The organism is Wenzhouxiangella sp. 15190 (assembly GCF_003417465.1).
Taxonomy (GTDB): domain Bacteria; phylum Pseudomonadota; class Gammaproteobacteria; order Xanthomonadales; family Wenzhouxiangellaceae; genus Wenzhouxiangella.
Map to the genome: position 1 here is coordinate 23863 of NZ_QVMV01000018.1, position 17806 is coordinate 41668.

Below are 17806 nucleotides of genomic sequence, written 5' to 3' on the forward strand. Positions count from 1 at the left end.
CAAAATGCGGCCAATATGCGGTCAGCCTTGCTATAGTTGACTTGAATTTTTCCAACGACCATCGTTGATGACCAGGTTGACGGAAAGCACCAGAGGTGGCACACCACGGTCGCCGGAGAGAACGGTTCGCCGCGTGCAGCGCCGGGCCAGGGTTCAGAACCTGGTCGGGCGCAATCGGGAAATAGCTCAATTTGCGGATCTGCTTGCCGCTGAACGGGCACCGTGCATCATCTATTTGCACGGTCCCGGGGGGATCGGCAAATCCAGCTTGCTGGAAGCCTTCCGGGTTTGTGCGCTCGAGCGAGAGCACTCTTTCGACTGTCTGGATGCGCGTTTGCTGCCGGCGCGGCCTGATGCGGTCCGTCAGTCGGTTGAACAGGTGGTGGCATCGACGAGAGTCGGAGGAAAGAGCCGAATTCTGGCTATCGATCACACCGAACGACTCTCCAGTCTCGATGGGTGGTTGCGTGCCGAACTTCTGCCGAGCCTCCCGGCCGAGATCATTCTGGTCCTCGCGGGCCGGAACCGACCTGACGCGAGGTGGCACGCAGATCCCGGGCTGAGCGAATTGTTGATCGACGTGGAACTCGAGCCGCTGGAATCCGAGGCCGTGTCGGAGTATTTCCAGCATCGCAAAGTCCCCGAGAGACATCGAACTGCCGTACGGGATTTTGCGCGCGGCCATCCGTTGGCACTGGCCCTCGCTGTCGATCGGGTTTCAAGAAAACCGGACAAGCCATTCGATGCCGCCGGGTCCCCGGATCTGATCCGGGACCTGGTCGAGTGGCTGCTGGGCGACGTAGACGAGCCCCGTCAACTTGATGCGCTGGCCGCCTGCGCGACGGTTCGGGTTCTGACTGAGCCCTTGTTGGCGGCCATGCTGCAGCGCAGCGACGTACACAGTGAATTCGACTGGCTTGCCGAGCAGCATTTCATCGATCGGCAGACCAATGGCCTGGTGATTCATGACCTTGTGCGGGAAGTGATAGTGCACGAGTTGCGCCAGCGCAATCTCGAACGCCACCACGGGCTGATCCGGATTGCAGCTGCATATAGGCTGGACGGCCTCGAAAACGCCGGCCAATTGGCCGCCTTGCAGGCCATTGGCGAGACGATATACACCCTGCGCCATGAGCCGCACGTCAAACGCCAGTTCCCGTTCGGCGACGTCCAGTGCTACCCCGATTCGGCTAGCGCAGAGGAGATTCCGGCATTGCAAGCGGAGGTGGCACGCCTCGAGGGGGACGAGTCGGCGGACTGGTTCGAATATTGGCTCAGCCGCGAACATACCGAGCTGCTGGTGCTCCGTGACAGTACCCGGCAGCCGTGCGCAGTGGCAGTTAATATTCTTTTCGACGCTTCGGACCTCGCCACCGGTTCGGATGATCCCTGCGTGCAGGCCTTGTTCCGTTATCTGGATCGCCACGCGCCGCTACGTGGGGCAGAGCAGGTCATGCTGACGCGGTTCATGATTGCACACGGGACCCACCAGGCGCGGACGCCCGTATGGGCGGAGCTGGCAGCCCAACTCAACGGCCTCATGTTCACGCCCGGTATCGTTCTTCTGGGCTGGGCCTCGGATCTCGCTCATGACTGGAGCCAAATCGACAACACGGCGGATGCCTGGATTCTGCCCGATACGGAATACGAGATCGGTGGCCGCAGTTATGGCATCACCGCCCACGATCTGAGACGCGAGCCAAGCTTTCAATGGGCGCACAACTGCGTCGAGCGCATCCTCCGCGACGGCGATGCACCGGAATTGCGACCCGCCGATGTTGTGCTGCTCGACATGAAGGCATTCGAGCAGGCTGTCGTGGACGCCCTGCATGGATTCAACGACGACTCGCTTCTGGCGCATAGTCCGCTGCTGCACTCACCCATGTTGCGTCGCTACGGCAATCGTAGCGACCCTGAATCGCTGCGTAGCCTGATTCAGGCCAAGAGCGAGCGTCACTTGTCAGCTTCACCGAAACCGTGTTCTCTGCACGAGGCGCTGGAGCAAGTCTATTTCGTGCCGGCCGGGAAACACCCGGCGGCCGCCGAGAGCGTCCACGTCTCCGAACGCACGTTGAGACGCCGACTGCGGGCGGCCGAATCCCGGCTTGCCGAGGTCCTGTGGCAGTTCGACACCCAGGCGGATTGAACATCGTTCCATGACTCTCGTGAGCTCCGGCCGTTGACCGAGATCAGCTGCCTTTAACATCAATGTTTTGGCCGTTAGGACCGGGAGCGTATCGACATCAAATCCGGCGTACGAATCGGTGTCCCAAAGCCTCCCCGAATCCTCTTTGAAATCAATAAGCTGGGGGTTTAGACTGGCTATAGCCATCGGTCGATGGGGGTAAGGCCGGGGTAGATGGGGGCCATTACTCGACGGATGGAGGTGGGAGGCCATGCCGAAGGTATACGCTACTGCACTCTCGTTTCTGGCGGGCATTTTGCTGGCGCCGACTCCGGTTGCGGGCCAGGAAGGCAAGGAACTCCCGGAAGCCCTGCAACAGGCCTACGGCGCCTTCGCCACGGCAATGGTCCAAGGCGACGCCGAGAAAGCCGCTGCGTTCTACGCCAAGGATGCCGTCGTGCTCGTCGATCACGAGCATGTCTTTCGGGGCCGTTCGGCGATTCGGGAGGACTTTCTCGACACTTACCTGGCCTCGCCTGAAGGAGAGGCCGGGGAAGGCAGCGGCACGGAGATCGAGGTCGACCGGGTCGCAGCCGAAGAAGGCCTGGTAACCCTGGCGGGTCGATATTCGAGCCAGGCAGGTAATGGGGGCATATACAGCAACACCTGGCAGCGACAGGCTGATGGAGGCTGGAAGCTGGCGGTCTCGGTAATGACCTTCGAGTCGCTCGAGAACGATTCTTCTTTCTAGGCACCATGCAATTCTGAAAGTGTCGCAACTGGCGGTAGGAATTTTCTACAAAAGGCGACTGTCCGCAACGCGTAGGTCGATGGATTTCCTGCAAGTGAGGCCTTACCCATTCTTGACTGGCTGCCGATGAACAGGAGGAGACTCATGGAGTTCAGCAAACAACCCCACCGTCGGCTGGTCGGGTTCATGGGCCTGGCACTGGCCCTGGTCCTCTCGGGTGAGCTCAACGCCCAGCGAGTGCCCGGTGAGACTTGGATGAGGTACGCGGATATCGAGGATGCCGGGTTCGATCCGGCGCGGCTGGACTCGGCGAGAGAAAGCTGGGAAGCACTGCCGTCGGCGGCCTTCATGGTCGTGGCGGATGGTGCGGTGGTGGCCGCCTGGGGCGAGGTGGGCCGTCGGTTCGAGGCTCACTCGGTGCGCAAGAGCTTCCTTTCCGCACTGTACGGAATCTACTGGGACCGCGACGAGATCGAACTCAACAAACGGCTCTCGGATCTCGGAATCGACGACCATCCGGCCCCGTTGCTCGAGACGGAGCGGGAGGCGAGGATTCTGGACCTGCTGAAAGCTAGGTCGGGCGTCTTCCACCCGGCGGCATATGGCGGTCGGACTGATTCGCGGCCCCGGGGGAGCGAGGGGCCAGGCCGGCACTTCGCCTACAACAACTGGGACTTCAATACGCTGGCGTTCATTCTCCGGCAGGAGACCGGAGACGGGGTCTTCACCGCCTTCGACGAACACCTCGGCGAGCCGCTGGGGATGGAGGACTGGCGGGTTTCCGACGGCTACTACCACTATGAGCGGGACAAGTCACGCTATCCGGCCTATCCGTTCCGGATATCGGCACGGGACGCGGCCCGTTTCGGGCTGCTGTTCGCGCGGGAAGGGCTGTGGGGCGATACGCGAATCCTCTCCCGGAACTGGGTGCGCCGCAGCGCCGCCACCTACTCGTTCGACAACGAGGTACGGGGCTACGGTTTCATGTGGTGGACGTTCCTCGAGCCCCGTTTCCGCCAGCACGGCATGTACGCGGCCCTGGGCGTGGGCTACCAGATGATCGCCGTGCTCCCGGATATTGACGTGGTGATTGTGAACCGCGCGAACACGTATGAATTCGAGTACACGCCTTCCGGCAAGCTGCTGGACCTGGTCGAGGAGGTCCTCGAGGCACGGTCGGGTAACCCGATCGACGATCCGGAGCTGACGCCCGTAACCACTGAATCCGATCCGCTGATCACCTCCGTTGCCAGCGACGCACTCTCCGAATTCGTCGGTGAATGGCGTTATCCCCCGGCTTCCCTCGGCCTGCCGGAGCGGGGCACCGTGGAAATCAAGGCGGCGGACGGTCACCTGGTCTTCGACGCCCCGTTTGCAGGCACGTTTCGCCTCTACCTCCAGCCCGACGGCACGCTGCACGAGGAGGACAGCCACGCGCGCTACTGGCCGGTCCGGGACGACGACGGCACCCTGGCCGGGATCGTCGACACCGAGCACCTGGTCCGGGCCGCGCTGTACGCCGCCGCCGGCGGTGAAGTCGCAAGGGCACGGGAGCTCATGGACCGGACCGAGGGCGAATCGGAACTTCTGGTGGCGGTCGGCAGCGCCCTGGTCGACCTTCTGGCCGGCGACCAGGACTCGGCCAAACAGGCCATAGGAGGGCTCCTGGCAACGAATCGAACGAGTGTTGCTGCTCTGCTCGATGGTGCCGCGGAAATGCTCATGGAGACGGGCAGACCGGATGGCAGTGTTCAGATCTACCGATTGGTGACCCGAATCGCCCCCGAGTCAACGCGGGCCTGGGCCGGGTTGGGCCAGGCGTACGAGGCCGCTGGTCAGGATCCGGACGCCATCAGTGCGTATGAACGAGTGATGGAGCTTGATCCCGACGACGAGACCACGAAGATGACTCTCGATCGGCTGCGCAAGGCAGAAAAGGGACGCTAAGACATAGATTCGGCGCTCGACCTCGAATCTGCTTATATCCTTCGGTCAATGGAGGTGAGGCCGGGGTCGAAAACCAGGGCGCCCGCGAACTGCAAGAAGTTGCCGCCTTCCTGCTATGCTCGGTGCGATTGTCACGGAGCATGTCGATGAGGAAACTGATTGCATTCGCGCTGTGCGCCATGGTTGGTGCGACGGCCGTCGCCGAGTCCTCCGACGATATCGGCCGCGAGCCAACCGATGTCGACTTCATCTGGGGTGTGGAGATCCCGGTGCGTGACGGCACCGTGCTCAACGGCACGTTGTACCGGCCTGACGGCTATTCGCGCGAAGAAGACGGGCCGTTGACGACGATCGTGACGATCACGCCGTATATCAGCGATCGCTACCATCCCGATGCACAGTATTTCGCCCGGCACGGGTTTGCATTCCTGATTGTCGACACGCGTGGGAGGGGCAACAGCGAAGGTGCGTTCAAGCCGCTGGATCTCGAAGACGGCCGCGACGGCTACGATATTGTGCAGTGGATCGCCGAACAGCCGTGGTCAAATGGCAAGATCGGCATGCGTGGCGGCTCCTACGGCGGTTACAACCAGTGGGCCACGGCGCGGTACTTCCCCGAGGATCTCGACACGATCGTGCCGATCGCCTCGCCGTATCACGGCATCGATTTCCCGATGAACTACAACGTGCAGTACCCGTACGTGATTCGCTGGTTGACGCTCACCGCCGGGGTGACGCCGCAGGGCCGCACGTTCGGTGACGACGCGTTCTGGGAGCGCAAGTTCCTCGAGTATCACCAATCCGGGATTGCGTTCGAAGAACTCGACGAACACGTTGGCATGCCCAGCGAGACATTCGACGAGTGGGTCTCGCGGTCGGTTATGGACGACTACTGGGCTGCGCGCGTCCCGTCGGCGGATGAACTGGCCCGGCTCGACCTGCCCATCCTGACGATCACCGGCTACTACGACGGCGACCAGCCCGGCGCGATGCATTACTACCACGAGCACATGCGCCACGGCAGCGAGGCGGCGAAAGAAGCGCACTACCTCGTGCTCGGCCCCTGGAACCACAGTGGAACGCGCATGCCCGAGCAGTCGTTCGGCGGCTACGAGTTCGGTGACGAAATGATGTTCGACGCCTTCGCGCTCGACCGCGACTGGTATCACTGGACAATGGAAGACGGCGAGCGGCCGGAATTCCTGCTCGATCGGGTGACTTACTTCGTCGCCGGCGCCAACGAGTGGAAATCGGCCCCATCGCTGGATGCAGTTGCCGACGACGAACTCGTGCTGAGACTCGGCGCGGACCGCCCGGTGCACGATCTCTTTCGATCCGGGGTGTTGGCACCCGAGCCGGATACCGGCAGCGATTATTCCGAATACGTCTACGACCCCCTGGATACGTCGAAGGCCGAGCGCGGTACGGCCGACGACTACATCGTGGACCAGACCGAGGTGGTGATGACCGACGGCGACGGGTTGATCTTCCACAGCGAGCCGTTCGACGAGGCCACCGAGATCAGCGGGAATATCCGAGTGGAAGCCTTCATCGAGATGGACGTGCCCGATACCGACGTCGACGCCACGCTCTACGAGATCCGCGTCGACGGCAGCAGCATCGCGCTGGCCGGCCAGACGCTACGCGCGCGCCACCGGGACGGGTTGCGCGAGGTCCGCATGATGAAGCCGGGCACCATCGAAAAGCTGGTCTTCGACCGCTTTTACTGGTTCTCGCGCAAGGTTGCCGAAGGCAGCCGCCTGCGGCTGTTCATCCGGCCGGCCAACGGCATCGGCGACCAGCGCCACTACAACGCCGCCAAACCGGTGCACGAGCAGACGGCTTCCGATGCCCGCACCGCGACGGTGCGGCTGCACCACGATGAAGAACATCGAAGTCGCCTGATTCTGCCGGTCGTCTCGGACGACGGCTGAGTCTGGGGACCGCCCCGACCAGTCGATCAGCCAGCGTTCGAGAACCCGATCGCGGTCGACGATTTCTAGTGACTCATGGCCAGGTTGATTTTGCGAGATCCGGGTATTTCCCGATTTTTTTATATTTGCTCTTGTCACTCACGCCGGCGCGCTCCAGTGCTTCGCGCATGGACTTCCTGGCCAGTCCGAGTCGTCCTTGCCGGAACCGCACGGTCGCGATTCGTGCATGGATCTCGTGTAGGTAGGGTGCGAGGTCGCGGGCCCGGGTATAGTAGTTCAGCGCGATCTGGATATGACCGCGTTGCAGGGCCTCGTCGCCGAGTTTGATCAATGGGAACGGATCGGAGTCTGGCAGCGCAACAATTCGCCGTGCGACGTTCCGGGCCTCTGCCTCGCGACCGCGGGCCAGCAACAGGCGTTCGAGGTTACGCAACGTGACCAGTCGTTCGCCGCCGACGTCCAGAGCGTGGCGGTAGTATGCCTCGGCCGTGTTCCATGCGCCCTTACGCTTGTGGAGTAGGCCGAGGATGTTGTAGAGCTCCGGGTTGGCCGGATCGTGTTCCAGCCCTTTCAGGGACAGGTGGAATGAACTGTCGAGATCGCCATCTGCAATCGCTTCGGCGGCCAGGTTCTGATACGTCAACGCGATAATCTGGTGGTGTTTCAGCGTGAATCCGCCTGATTTCGGGCGTTGGGAGAAGTAGTCGACCAGCACATGCGGTCGACGCAGTGTGATCTGTCCGGGCCTGGTCTCGTAGGTTGGATCGAACAATCGGGTATGGACATGATTGGCGCTGTAGACCACGCCGTCGTCAGAGGAATACACCGGGTTGCGGGTCGTCAATTTCCAGTCGGTATCGACCCCGGCAACCCGTGAGATTGCGGTGGTCACCAGCGCCAGCGACAGGCAATTGCCGTGTCGACTTGCCAGCACATCGGCAGCGCCCCTTGTCTGATCGTCGAAGGTGACGTCGGCCAGGAGGGTTTCAAGATAATCGGCGATGCGCCGGTGCGGTTTGACCGCGACGCGCTCGGGTGCGTTGAACCAATCAAAAAACTGGCGTTCCTGCGCCGGGGTGAGTCGCGTGAGTTCGTCAAACGAGGGGACATCGGCCCGGGATTGGAACAGGTCAAGCCGAGGCACCGGCAGTGGGGGTTGCACCAGGTCGTTCGAGTCAGCTTCGTGTTGCTGACTGGATTGCGGCACCGATGCACAGCCTGCCGCGAGCACAAGCAGGATCAGCGCGACTGGCAGACGAGCACCATGCAAAAAGCCTGTGTTCATGTGCTTGATTCTCCCAACTCGTCGCGCGTTTGGCAAATTGGGCGGGGGCAGCAAAATGTACTTTTCCCGGTTATCAATCGGTATTATCGAACGGTGTCATCCCGATGGCCTGTGCCGATAGTCATTGAGCTCTCCGGGGGTGTCTGAAATTTATGACTGACAAGGGAGATTGTTCATGACCGAAGCGCTGCTCGATCGGCGGGATCTCGAATTCCAGCTTTATGAGGTGCTGGATACGGCTGGACTGTGCGAGCGGGAGCGGTTTCACGAGCATGATCGTGACACCTTCGACGCGGTGATCGAGTCGGCCGATCGCATCGCCCGGGAGAAATTCGCTCCGCACAACGCGCTGGCCGACCGCGAGGAACCACACTTTGTCGACGGACGGGTGGAGATGCGGCCCGAGGTCAAGGACGCGATCGACGCCTATGCCGACGCCGGTTTCATCGCCGGGCGCTACGACGAATCACTCGGAGGCATGCAGTTGCCCGAGAGCGTCATGACCGCCTGCAACGGCTTCTTCGTTGCCGCCAATCCCGGCACCGCCGGCTATCCCTTCCTGACCATGGCGGCGGCCAACGTGATCCGGCTGTTCGGGTCACAGCAGCAGTGCTCAACCTACCTGCCGCCCATGCTCGAGGGCCGGTTTACCGGCACCATGGCGCTGACCGAACCCCAGGCCGGCTCCTCACTGGCTGATCTGACCACTTCGGCCACACCCACTGAGGACGGGCATTACCTGATCCGGGGCGCCAAGCTCTACATTTCGGGCGGCGAACACGAGCTTGCCGACAACATCATTCATCTGGTGCTCGCCCGCATAAAAGGCGCACCTGCCAGCGTGAAGGGCATTTCCATGTTCATCGTGCCCAAGTACCGCCTGGATGGCGAGGGCAATCCAGCCGAACGCAACGGGATTTCGCTGGCCGGACTGATCCACAAGCTCGGCTATCGCTCGACCACGTCCACCGCCCTGAGTTTCGGCGACGACGCGCCTTGTTACGGCTACTTGGTGGGCGAGCCGCACCAGGGTCTGAAATACATGTTCCAGATGATGAACGAGGCCCGCCTGGGTGTCGGTTTCGGTGCAGCGGCCATCGGCTATCGCGGCTACCTTCACAGCCTCGACTACGCCCGGGAACGGCTGCAGGGCCGGCCGCCTTCGAACAAGGATCCGGCCAGTCCACCGGTAGCCCTCATCGAGCATGCCGATGTCCGGCGCATGCTTCTGGCACAAAAGGCCTGGGTGGAGGGTGCACTCGCTTTGTGCCTTTACGGCGCGAGGCTGGTCGACGACAGCCAGACCCATCCGGAACGTGAAGAACGTGAACGGGCCCGGCAACTGCTCGATCTTCTCACGCCGGTGATCAAGGCCTGGCCGTCCGAATACGGCACCCGGGCCAATGACCTCGCCATCCAGGTCCATGGCGGTGCCGGCTACACCCGGGAGTACCCGGTCGAGCAGTGCTGGCGCGACAATCGTCTGAACCCCATCCACGAAGGCACCAACGGTATCCAGGCCCTGGACCTGCTCGGCCGCAAGGTCTGGCAGGAAAAGGGGCTCGAACTGCTGTTGGGCGCGATTCAGGCCGAAATGGCGGCGGCTGCTGACAAGCAGTGCCAACAATGGGCGCAGTCACTCGGTGAAACCATCGAGCGGGTCGGCGAGGTGACGCGCCGGCTCGGCCGTGCGCTGGGCGAGGAGGGGCCGGATGATGCCCTGGCCAACGCCTCGGTCTATCTGCATCTGTTCGGCCACGTTGTGGTGGCCTGGATGTGGCTCCGGCAGGCCAATGTTGCCGTCGCCCGGCTCGATGCCGATATCGGCCGGGCGGACCGCAACTTCTATCTCGGCAAGATTCAGGCGGCCCGCTATTTCTTTCATTGGGAATTGCCCGGGATCGGCCGCGACCTCGAGATTCTCGATCGCATGGACGACACTTGTCTTGCGATGAAGGATGAATGGTTCTGAATGCGGTACACGCGAGGACAAATACATGTCACTGGTCAATGTTGAAGCACGGGATCATGTTCTGTTCATCGGCCTGAACCGGCCGGAGAAGATGAACGCCATGAATCGCGAGATGTATCACCAGATCGCCGCTGCCTACGGGCGCCTGAACCGCGATGATGACCTTCGGGTCGGGCTGTTTTATGCAGAGGGCGATCACTTCACCTCGGGCCTGGAGCTGGATGACTGGGCCGACGTATTTGCCCGGGGCAAGGGCCTGGAACTCGGCGAGGGCGAGATTGACCCGTTCTTTGTGTCCGGTGAGCCCCTGACAAAGCCGGTTGTCTATGCCACCCAGGGCATCTGCTTTACCTGCGGCGTTGAAATGATGCTCAATACCGACATCCGGGTGGCGGCCCACGACACGCGCTATGCCCAGCTCGAGGTCAAACGCGGCATCTTCGCCTGCGGTGGCGCCACCATTCGTTTGCAGGAGGAAATCGGCTGGGCCAATGCCCAGCGCTACCTGCTCACCGGTGACGAGTGGACGGCCCGCCAGGCGCACGAGTGGGGCATGGTGCAGGAACTGGTCGAGCCGGGACAGCAGTTCGACCGAGCCCTGGAGCTGGCGGGCAAGGTGGCCAAGGCCGCGCCCCTGGGCGTCCAGGCGAGCCTGAAATCATCCCGTCTGGCCAGGCTGCACGGCCACGACGCGGCCAAGGAGCGGCTGTTTCCGGACCTGCGCCCGGTTATGGAAAGTGAAGACGTCAAGGAAGGCATCCGCTCCTTCCTGGAACGGCGCGACGCGGTCTTCAAGGGGCGCTGAACGAAGTCAATGAAAACCAGGTCACCCACGATTCATGGGACTGGTTCTGGGGGTGCTGCGCGACTGACCGGAAACTCAGGATTCGCGCTCGCGGCGAGCTGCTTGACGGCGTTTCTCCCGGGCCTGGTGACGGCGGCGGTGCCAGACTTCCGATATGCCCAGCGAGGCGAAGTAGCCGACCAGCGCGATGGGGATGGCGATCAGAAGCGTGCCCAGGACCGTGCTCACCACCGCAATCAGCGCATTGTCGACCGCATCCGAGCCCTTGAACAAGGCCTGAGCCCAGGACCCGAACAACCATTTGCCCAACTCATGGTAGGCGTAGACCATCGGCGGCAGGGTGAACGGGTTGCTGACCCAGGAGATTGCGAATGCGGCCGGAAAATTGCCGCGTACCAGCAGGCTGCCGGCCAGCATCATGATGGTCTGCAGCCCGACCGTCGGGGTCAGGCCGACAAAAAGGCCGATGCCGATGCCACGCGCGATGGGTTCGCGCTTGAAGGTCAGGCAGCCGGAGCGTCGCAACCACTGGCGCACCCGCTCACTGTTCTGGCCCTTTCCTTCGCCGGAAGCCATCTGCCGGCGGTGATTGAGAATGAATTTCTTGAACACTGGTAGTCAGGCACACGGCCCGCCGAGACGTGAAGCGCCCAGTGTACGCAATTCGGCAGAAACCAAACTATTTGTAAGAATCATCTCGCTCCAAATTTCTAGTTCGCTGATTCGGCGTCGGCTTGGTGTGCTCACTATCAAGATCTTCCGGAATGGCCTTTAGGGGGCTTTTGCTCGAAACGATCATGACGTATTAATTCGCGGATTGTTGCGCCCTGGTGTAGGCGCTATTCTAAGAATCATGGGTGCTTCGAGTTTTTCAGTCGCACGCTCTGTCCCGGGTTCTCCCCTGGATTGTTCCGAAACAGTGAAGAGGCCATTCTGGTGACAGTAGCCCGAGATCGACGCACCCGCCGCAGGCTCCGGCATGTGCTGGTGTTGGCCGGGGTATTGCTGGCAGCTGCCGGGGTCGGCCGGGAGTCGTTGGCGGCGGATGTGCCGGATGAGTGGGTGACGATAAATGCGCAAGGCCAGCCCCGCGTGCATCTGTGGTTCTTCTGGTCACGGCAGTGCCCGCACTGCCTCGACGCGCGATCCTACCTGCTGGAGCAGGCTGACGACACTCCCTGGCTGCAGCTTCACGATCTTGAACTGATCCGGTATCCCGAGAACGCGCATCTGTACCGGGAAATGGCGGAACGACTGGGTCGGGAAGCACGCTCAGTGCCCGCTTTCCTGTTCTGTGGCCAGATGGAGGTGGGCTGGCATTCGGCGCAGACGACCGGCACACGGTTATTCGAGCAACTGACGGCGTGCCGGCAGCGGGTGGTCGCCGGTAGCCCGGCACCGAGTGCCGCTGCTCACGAGGAGCGCGTGTCGCTGCCTTTCGTGGGGGCGCTGGACCCGGCGGCGCTGTCCCTGCCGGTGTTGACCGTCGCCCTCGCTGCCGTCGACGCCTTCAATCCGTGCGCGTTCTTTGTGCTGTTGTTTCTGCTTTCGATGCTCGTCCACTTGCAGAGTCGAGGCCGTATGTTGTTGATCGGTGGGGTTTACGTATTGATCTCGGGGTTGATGTACTTCGCTTTCATGGCTGCCTGGCTCAATCTGTTCCGGTTGCTGGGCAGCCTGCCATGGGTGACCGTTGTCGCGGGCGCGGTGGCAGTCGTGCTGGGTGCGATCAACGTCAAGGATTTCATCGTCTTCGGGCGCGGTGTGACCTTGTCCATCACCGAATCCCGGCGGGAGGACATCTTCCGGCGCGGGCGCCAGCTCCTGGCCGCCGGCAGTCTTCCGGTGATGGTCGGCGCGGCGGTCATCATGGCCATCGTCGCCAATCTCTACGAACTGCTTTGTACTGCGGGCTTTCCGATGGTCTACACCCGGATGTTGACGTTGAAGGTCGACGGGGCCGCCCAGCACTATGCCTGGCTGGCCCTCTACAACCTTGTCTACGTCCTGCCAATGGTCGTGATCGTGCTGGTATTCGTGCGCAGCATGGGCAGCCGCAAGCTCGGCGAGCGCCAGGGACGGCTGCTCAAACTGCTGTCGGGTCTGATGATGCTGGGCCTGGGCATTCTGCTCATGTCAGCGCCACAAACGCTTGGCAATCCGGTCATGGCACTCGGGTTGGTGGCGGGGGCAATCGTGCTGACCGGCCTTGCCGCCTGGGCTACGCGACGCCCGACACTTCAATGAGGCAAAACCAGGACACTCATCGTTCCTTTTTGCCACAATATCGGTGTCTCCCTGCATTGCTCGGCGGCAGGGTTCATAGATTGTGTCTTCAGACAACGGAAATGATGGCGAACTGATCAACGAACAGGTGCGCAATGCAAGACAACGTCAAAACCCGGATTCTCTTTCGATCCAGACGCCTGAACATTTACCTGGTCCGTTACTCGGAAGGGCACAGGGTCGTGCCTCACGTAGACATGGTGTCCGAAGGCAGGCTGTACAAATTCAATTGGGTCGTGGTCCAGCCCGAAGCGGGCGGCGAGTTCATTTGTGAAAAGAATATCTTCAACTTGTTCGGGCGATTCATCCTGTTCCGGCCGGACCTGCACCAGCACCAGGTCACGAAGATAGAACGCGGCAATCGTTGGCTACTGAGTTTTGCCGTGAGCTAGGATACCCGGAAATTTGCCCCGCGCTTTGGGCCGGCCAGCAAAAGGGCAAAGGATATCGCAAGCCGACTGCGCACAAGGAGTTCCGCATGGCCAAACATGCCCTGAACAACGCCAGCCTGAATGTCGTCGAATCCGGCACCGGCGACGAAACCCTGGTTCTTCTCCACGGCCTGCTGTTCTCTCACCGCATGTTCGACGCCCAGGTCGCGGCGCTCCAGTCCCGCTTTCGTTGTGTCCGCATGGACTTCCGCGGGCAGGGCGACAGCGAGGTGACGCGTTCGGGTTACGATCTGGATACGCTGGCCGACGACGCGATCGCCCTGATCGAGTCCCTCGACTGTGGCCCGGTTAACCTGCTCGGCTTTTCGATGGGCGGGATGGTGGCGCAGCGGGTGGCGTTGAAGCGGCCCGATCTGCTGCGGTCACTGGTGCTGATGAATACCTCTGCGGAACCCGAACCAATATCCAAGCGTCCGCGCTTTGCGCTGCTGAACCTCGTCGCGCGGTTCATAGGCCTGAAGAAAGTGGCCCCGAAGATCCTGCCGATATTGTTCTCCGAGCGCTTCATCGAAGACCCGGCCTACCTGGAGGAGCGCGAGCGATGGCTGGCGATGGTGACGGCCAACGACCGGATCGGCGTCAGCCGGGCGGTGCACGGCGTGGTGTCGAGAAAATCGATCCTGGAGCGCATCCACCAGATACAGCTGCCGACGTTGATCATCGCCGCCGACCAGGACCGCGCCACCCCGCCGGCCCGAGCGCGGAACATGCAGGAGCGAATCGACGGCTCGAAGCTGGTGATGATCGAGGACAGCGGGCACATGACCACGGCCGAGAAGCCCGATGAGGTCAATCGTGTGCTCGAGGAATTCTACGCCTCGCTCTCTTCCGGAGACCGACAGGACTAGAGCGACAACGCCCGCCGTTTGGATGCCAACCTCCGCGGTACTTCAGACCTTCAGCGGGTGATCGTCGTCCAGCACTTGAGTATCGCGCTCCTGAAGCTGATGGACGGCGGAGGTTTCGTCGAACCAGATGTATTCGTCGAATTGCTTGGGCAGTACCGATTCGAAGTAATGACTGATGCGCTCGGTTTCCGGCCTGTAGATCACGCCTATGGCGCGCTCGAGCCGCGGGGTGGACAGTTCGTGCCTGAGGTCGTCGGCGCCGTCGAGGTGCAGCGGTAGCATGAATTTCGGTACCTGGGTCTGATGGCAGACCTGTTCGTAGCTGTCTGGGTGCGACGGCCGGACCTCCATGACCTGCATCGGCTCGTCCCAGTTTGAGGCCGCCGCCACCGTGCCGCGATCGGTCCCGAAGCCGATCAGGTAGGCGTCGTCGCCCCAGGCTTCACGGGCGAGCTGGCCGATGTTGGTCTCTCCGCGCATGCTCATTTCGGTCGCCGAGGCATCGCCCACGTGGCTGTTGTGGGCCCATACGACGGCGCGCGTATTGTCGCCGCGGTGCTGCATCACCGACTGAAGCGTACTGAACATGTGTCTGTCGCGCAGATTCCACGACTCGCGTGACCCGTAATACATCACGCGGTAATAGCGCTCGGCACTTTGCACCACGCGCGCATTCTGTTCGGTGTCGAACAGCGCCTCGCCGTCGGCGGTGCGATATTCCATGCGCCGGGCCAGCAGGTCCTTGAGTGTGGCGACGACTTCTTCCTCACAGTCCTCGCGCTCGCCGGAGACGGTCGCGCGGCCGTAAGTGGCCGGTTCCTTTTCCCACGGCGAGAAGCAGGCGTAGCGCTGGCGTGCCCGGTCGGCTGCAGCCGGGTCGACGCGATCCAGATATTCCAGCACCGTGTGGATCGAGTTGTACAGACTGTACAGGTCCAGACCATGAATGCTGGTCTTCTGGTCGGGATCGTCCCGACCGCTGTTGTGCTTGGCCAGCCAGTCAACGAACTCCAGCATCTCCCGATTGCGCCACATCCACTGCGGGAATCGGGAAAACGGGGGGGTGTCGAGCTGCTGTCCGTCCCAGTCTCGTACCCACCGATCGAGCATGCTGGTATCGGGCCAGTCGGCCTCGATGCCCACGACGTTAAAATCCGCCTGCTCGATCAGCGCGCGGGTGATGCGGGCCCGCATTCGGTAAAACTCCGATGTGCCGTGGCTGGCCTCGCCGATCAGCACCACGCGGGCATTACCGACGCGCTGGACAATGGAATCCACATTGGCCGACTCGATATCGTCGAAGGATTCGCAGGCCTCGCGGACACGGCCCGACAGGCGTTGGCGCTTGATCGAAAGCTTCGGGCCCCGCGGCGGCTCGGGTTGCTTCGGTTCGCCGGCCTGCCAGCCCTCGCTGCCGACCAGCGGCACGAACTGTACCAGCCCGAGCGAATCCTGCTCGTACTCGTGTTCGTCGACCTTGCGCACTCGAAGCAGTTCCTGGCTGCGCGTGCGGTCGCCGACCGGGATGACCATGCATCCGCCCACCGCAAGCTGATCCAGCAGTGTCGGTGGCACGTCCGGCCCGCCGGCCGAAACCATGATGGCATCGAACGGTGCCTGCGAAGGCCAGCCGCGGGAACCGTCGCCCTGCCTGACCTCGACGTTGTCGTAGCCCAGCGCCGCCATTCGCTGGCGCGCCAGTTCGGCCAGCTCGTCGTGATACTCGATGGCATAGACCTCGGCCCCGAGCTTCCCGAGCACCGCGGCGGCATAGCCCGATCCGGCACCCACTTCGAGGATGCGGTCGGTCTCCTCGACCTCCATTGCCTCGGCCATCACTGCGACGATATAGGGCTGCGATATGGTCTGGCCCTGTTCTATCGGCAGCGGCCCGTCGCGGTAGCTCATTTCGCGATAGTTCTCGGGCACGAAACGCTCGCGCGGCACCGATCGCATGGCGTCGAGTACCCGCTCATCGCGAATGCCGCGCTCGGCCAACTGGCGTTGCACCATTTCCTCGCGTTGCTGAGTGAAGTCGGTCATGAAGTAACCTCCGTTTGCGATTCGCCATGCGGTGCGGGGCCCAGGTAGCCGGCCGGCGCCAGGCAAGTGGCGAGCATTACGTCGTTGATGTCGCGATGGTCGGTCCAGGCGGGAAACTTGCGGTTCTCGCGCCGAAGCCAGGTCCGCTCTATATCGTCGGCCAGCGGCAGCCGGTCCGAAATACTGGCCAGCGAATCTTCAAGCCGGCCCGGGTCGACCCTGCTCGAAGACTGTGCGCACCCGGCCAGCCGGCCGGCCGCACGCAGTCCAGTGGCGAGTCCCAGTTCGCGGAACGCCAGCCGGTACTCGGGCCGAGCTTCGAGCTGGCGCTGACCGACCACCAGATCCAGGCCCGATCCAGCGGCGTCGACGAGTTCGGCGACCCGGGCCGGTGCGATGTCCTCGGCTACGGGCAGCACCCGGTACAACTGCCAGGCGTCCACCAGCAGACCGCCGATGCCCAGCGCATCACCGGTCGCCATGTCGCGACCGGCGAACATCTCACGGTAAATTCCGGCACGCCGGGCCAGTTCACGCCGCTCGGCCTCGGTGCCGTGGTCGGATGCCATCAGCACCTGTGCCATGACCCATCCGTCCAGCGGATCGTGGTGTCCCATGGACGGCACCAACGGGCGGTCCAGATCAATGCTCATCTTCCAGAATATGCGCGGCGGGCCATCGGGCGACCGGTGCACGAAGCCGTCGAAGGCCGCGAATGCGAGATCGACCGCCCATCGGTGATATCGCGCCTCGTCGGTGGCTTCGGCCATCCGCTCCAGCGCGTGCATCCAGCGGGTCAGATAATGAAAATACTGGCCATCGCGGTCCCACTCACGGCGTTCGTCGAACGCGTCGCCAGGACCGCGTTCGGATAACTGCTTGCCGATTCGCAGGCCCGCCCGGGTCGGCGCACGGGAATGCTCCCGGTCATCCATGCCGCCGAGCCAACCGCTGCGGGGATCGTGTTCCGCGTAGGCCCCGAGCACCTCGTGCACCTGATCCACCAGCAATCGGGCGCGGTCGAGGAAGGCTTGTTCGCCGCGGGCACTTCGAAGAGACAGGTAGTTGCAGACCGCGAACGCATCGGTCCAGAGGTATCTTTTGGGAACAGATGTGCCGTCCAGGCCCGTGCGATTAGCAAAGTCCTCCATCAACCCTTCGACTCGTTCCAGTCGGTCCACGTCGAACTCCACCCTGACCCTCGCGCGGGGATGCACGAAAAGCCTTTGAACTGAACCCCATCTTACGCCCATGCGACAGCTTGGTGCACTGCCTCTCGGCGTCCCGAAACCGTGTCCCTGTAGCCCAGCATCCACTGCATTGTCCCCACCAAAAACCAGGGCCCTCACGAACAACAT

General features: G+C 62.4%; 13 protein-coding genes. 9 read left to right on the top strand and 4 right to left on the bottom strand.

The window, feature by feature from the left end; genetic code table 11:
* The first annotated feature begins 67 nt into the window (after positions 1-67).
* The 4 genes from DZK26_RS04615 to DZK26_RS04630 all read left to right on the top strand — a co-directional run bounded on the left by DZK26_RS04615 (position 68) and on the right by DZK26_RS04630 (position 6757).
* On the top strand, positions 68-2146 hold the full coding sequence (locus tag DZK26_RS04615) for an ATP-binding protein (protein ID WP_116898387.1): 2079 nt from the start codon (positions 68-70) through the stop codon (positions 2144-2146).
* A 250-nt stretch (positions 2147-2396) separates the two neighbouring features.
* Complete coding sequence (locus tag DZK26_RS04620; RefSeq protein ID WP_116898386.1) at positions 2397-2876, top strand: DUF4440 domain-containing protein; 480 nt, start codon at positions 2397-2399, stop codon at positions 2874-2876.
* A 144-nt stretch (positions 2877-3020) separates the two neighbouring features.
* Entirely contained in the window at positions 3021-4823 is a 1803-nt protein-coding gene (locus tag DZK26_RS04625) for a serine hydrolase (RefSeq protein ID WP_181918397.1), read from the top strand.
* Between the two features lie 146 nt (positions 4824-4969).
* Entirely contained in the window at positions 4970-6757 is a 1788-nt protein-coding gene (locus DZK26_RS04630; protein WP_181918396.1) for a CocE/NonD family hydrolase, read from the top strand.
* A 73-nt stretch (positions 6758-6830) separates the two neighbouring features.
* Here DZK26_RS04630 and DZK26_RS04635 read toward each other — a convergent pair whose 3' ends face one another.
* A complete protein-coding gene (locus DZK26_RS04635) occupies positions 6831-8096 on the bottom strand; it encodes a lipopolysaccharide assembly protein LapB (RefSeq protein ID WP_147316853.1) in 1266 nt (421 codons plus the stop codon).
* Positions 8097-8217: 121 nt separating this feature from the next.
* Between DZK26_RS04635 and DZK26_RS04640 the strand changes: the two genes are divergently transcribed.
* Together DZK26_RS04640 and DZK26_RS04645 are read left to right on the top strand one after the other, a co-directional pair.
* The gene (locus DZK26_RS04640) at positions 8218-10014 is read left to right on the top strand and encodes an acyl-CoA dehydrogenase (RefSeq protein WP_116898382.1); all 1797 of its coding nucleotides are present in this window, start codon (positions 8218-8220) and stop codon (positions 10012-10014) included.
* Positions 10015-10039: 25 nt separating this feature from the next.
* Positions 10040-10819, top strand: coding sequence for a crotonase/enoyl-CoA hydratase family protein (locus tag DZK26_RS04645; protein ID WP_116898381.1), 780 nt, complete (start codon positions 10040-10042; stop codon positions 10817-10819).
* A 75-nt stretch (positions 10820-10894) separates the two neighbouring features.
* Here DZK26_RS04645 and DZK26_RS04650 read toward each other — a convergent pair whose 3' ends face one another.
* Positions 10895-11431: a DUF2062 domain-containing protein gene (locus DZK26_RS04650; protein ID WP_116898380.1), complete on the bottom strand. Its 537-nt coding sequence runs from the start codon at positions 11429-11431 to the stop codon at positions 10895-10897.
* 324 nt (positions 11432-11755) lie between these two features.
* Between DZK26_RS04650 and DZK26_RS04655 the strand changes: the two genes are divergently transcribed.
* The 3 genes from DZK26_RS04655 (at position 11756) to DZK26_RS04665 (ending at position 14405) form a co-directional block, all read left to right on the top strand.
* Positions 11756-13066, top strand: a complete 1311-nt coding sequence (locus DZK26_RS04655; RefSeq protein WP_147306663.1) for a hypothetical protein — start codon at positions 11756-11758, stop codon at positions 13064-13066.
* Positions 13067-13200: 134 nt separating this feature from the next.
* The gene (locus tag DZK26_RS04660) at positions 13201-13497 is read left to right on the top strand and encodes a 2OG-Fe(II) oxygenase (RefSeq protein ID WP_116898378.1); all 297 of its coding nucleotides are present in this window, start codon (positions 13201-13203) and stop codon (positions 13495-13497) included.
* Between the two features lie 86 nt (positions 13498-13583).
* Entirely contained in the window at positions 13584-14405 is an 822-nt protein-coding gene (locus DZK26_RS04665; RefSeq protein ID WP_116898377.1) for an alpha/beta fold hydrolase, read from the top strand.
* 42 nt (positions 14406-14447) lie between these two features.
* On the opposite strand, the gene DZK26_RS04670 is transcribed toward DZK26_RS04665, so the two are convergent.
* Positions 14448-16448: a protein-L-isoaspartate(D-aspartate) O-methyltransferase gene (locus DZK26_RS04670; RefSeq protein ID WP_116898376.1), complete on the bottom strand. Its 2001-nt coding sequence runs from the start codon at positions 16446-16448 to the stop codon at positions 14448-14450.
* A complete protein-coding gene (locus tag DZK26_RS04675; protein ID WP_147306662.1) occupies positions 16445-17629 on the bottom strand; it encodes a hypothetical protein in 1185 nt (394 codons plus the stop codon). The genes DZK26_RS04670 and DZK26_RS04675 overlap by 4 nt, the downstream gene beginning before the upstream one ends.
* Between the last annotated feature and the right edge of the window lie 177 nt (positions 17630-17806).

What these genes read in the sequence shown, in the direction of transcription:
- DZK26_RS04640 (WP_116898382.1), top strand. Translation starts at nt 8,218, where the DNA reads ATGACCGAAGCGCTGCTCGATCGGCGGGATCTCGAATTCCAGCTTTAT.
- DZK26_RS04665 (WP_116898377.1), top strand. Translation starts at nt 13,584, where the DNA reads ATGGCCAAACATGCCCTGAACAACGCCAGCCTGAATGTCGTCGAATCC.
- DZK26_RS04645 (WP_116898381.1), top strand. Translation starts at nt 10,040, where the DNA reads ATGTCACTGGTCAATGTTGAAGCACGGGATCATGTTCTGTTCATCGGC.
- DZK26_RS04620 (WP_116898386.1), top strand. Translation starts at nt 2,397, where the DNA reads ATGCCGAAGGTATACGCTACTGCACTCTCGTTTCTGGCGGGCATTTTG.
- DZK26_RS04660 (WP_116898378.1), top strand. Translation starts at nt 13,201, where the DNA reads ATGCAAGACAACGTCAAAACCCGGATTCTCTTTCGATCCAGACGCCTG.
- DZK26_RS04615 (WP_116898387.1), top strand. Translation starts at nt 68, where the DNA reads ATGACCAGGTTGACGGAAAGCACCAGAGGTGGCACACCACGGTCGCCG.
- DZK26_RS04625 (WP_181918397.1), top strand. Translation starts at nt 3,021, where the DNA reads ATGGAGTTCAGCAAACAACCCCACCGTCGGCTGGTCGGGTTCATGGGC.
- DZK26_RS04630 (WP_181918396.1), top strand. Translation starts at nt 4,970, where the DNA reads ATGAGGAAACTGATTGCATTCGCGCTGTGCGCCATGGTTGGTGCGACG.
- DZK26_RS04670 (WP_116898376.1), bottom strand. Translation starts at nt 16,448, where the DNA reads ATGACCGACTTCACTCAGCAACGCGAGGAAATGGTGCAACGCCAGTTG.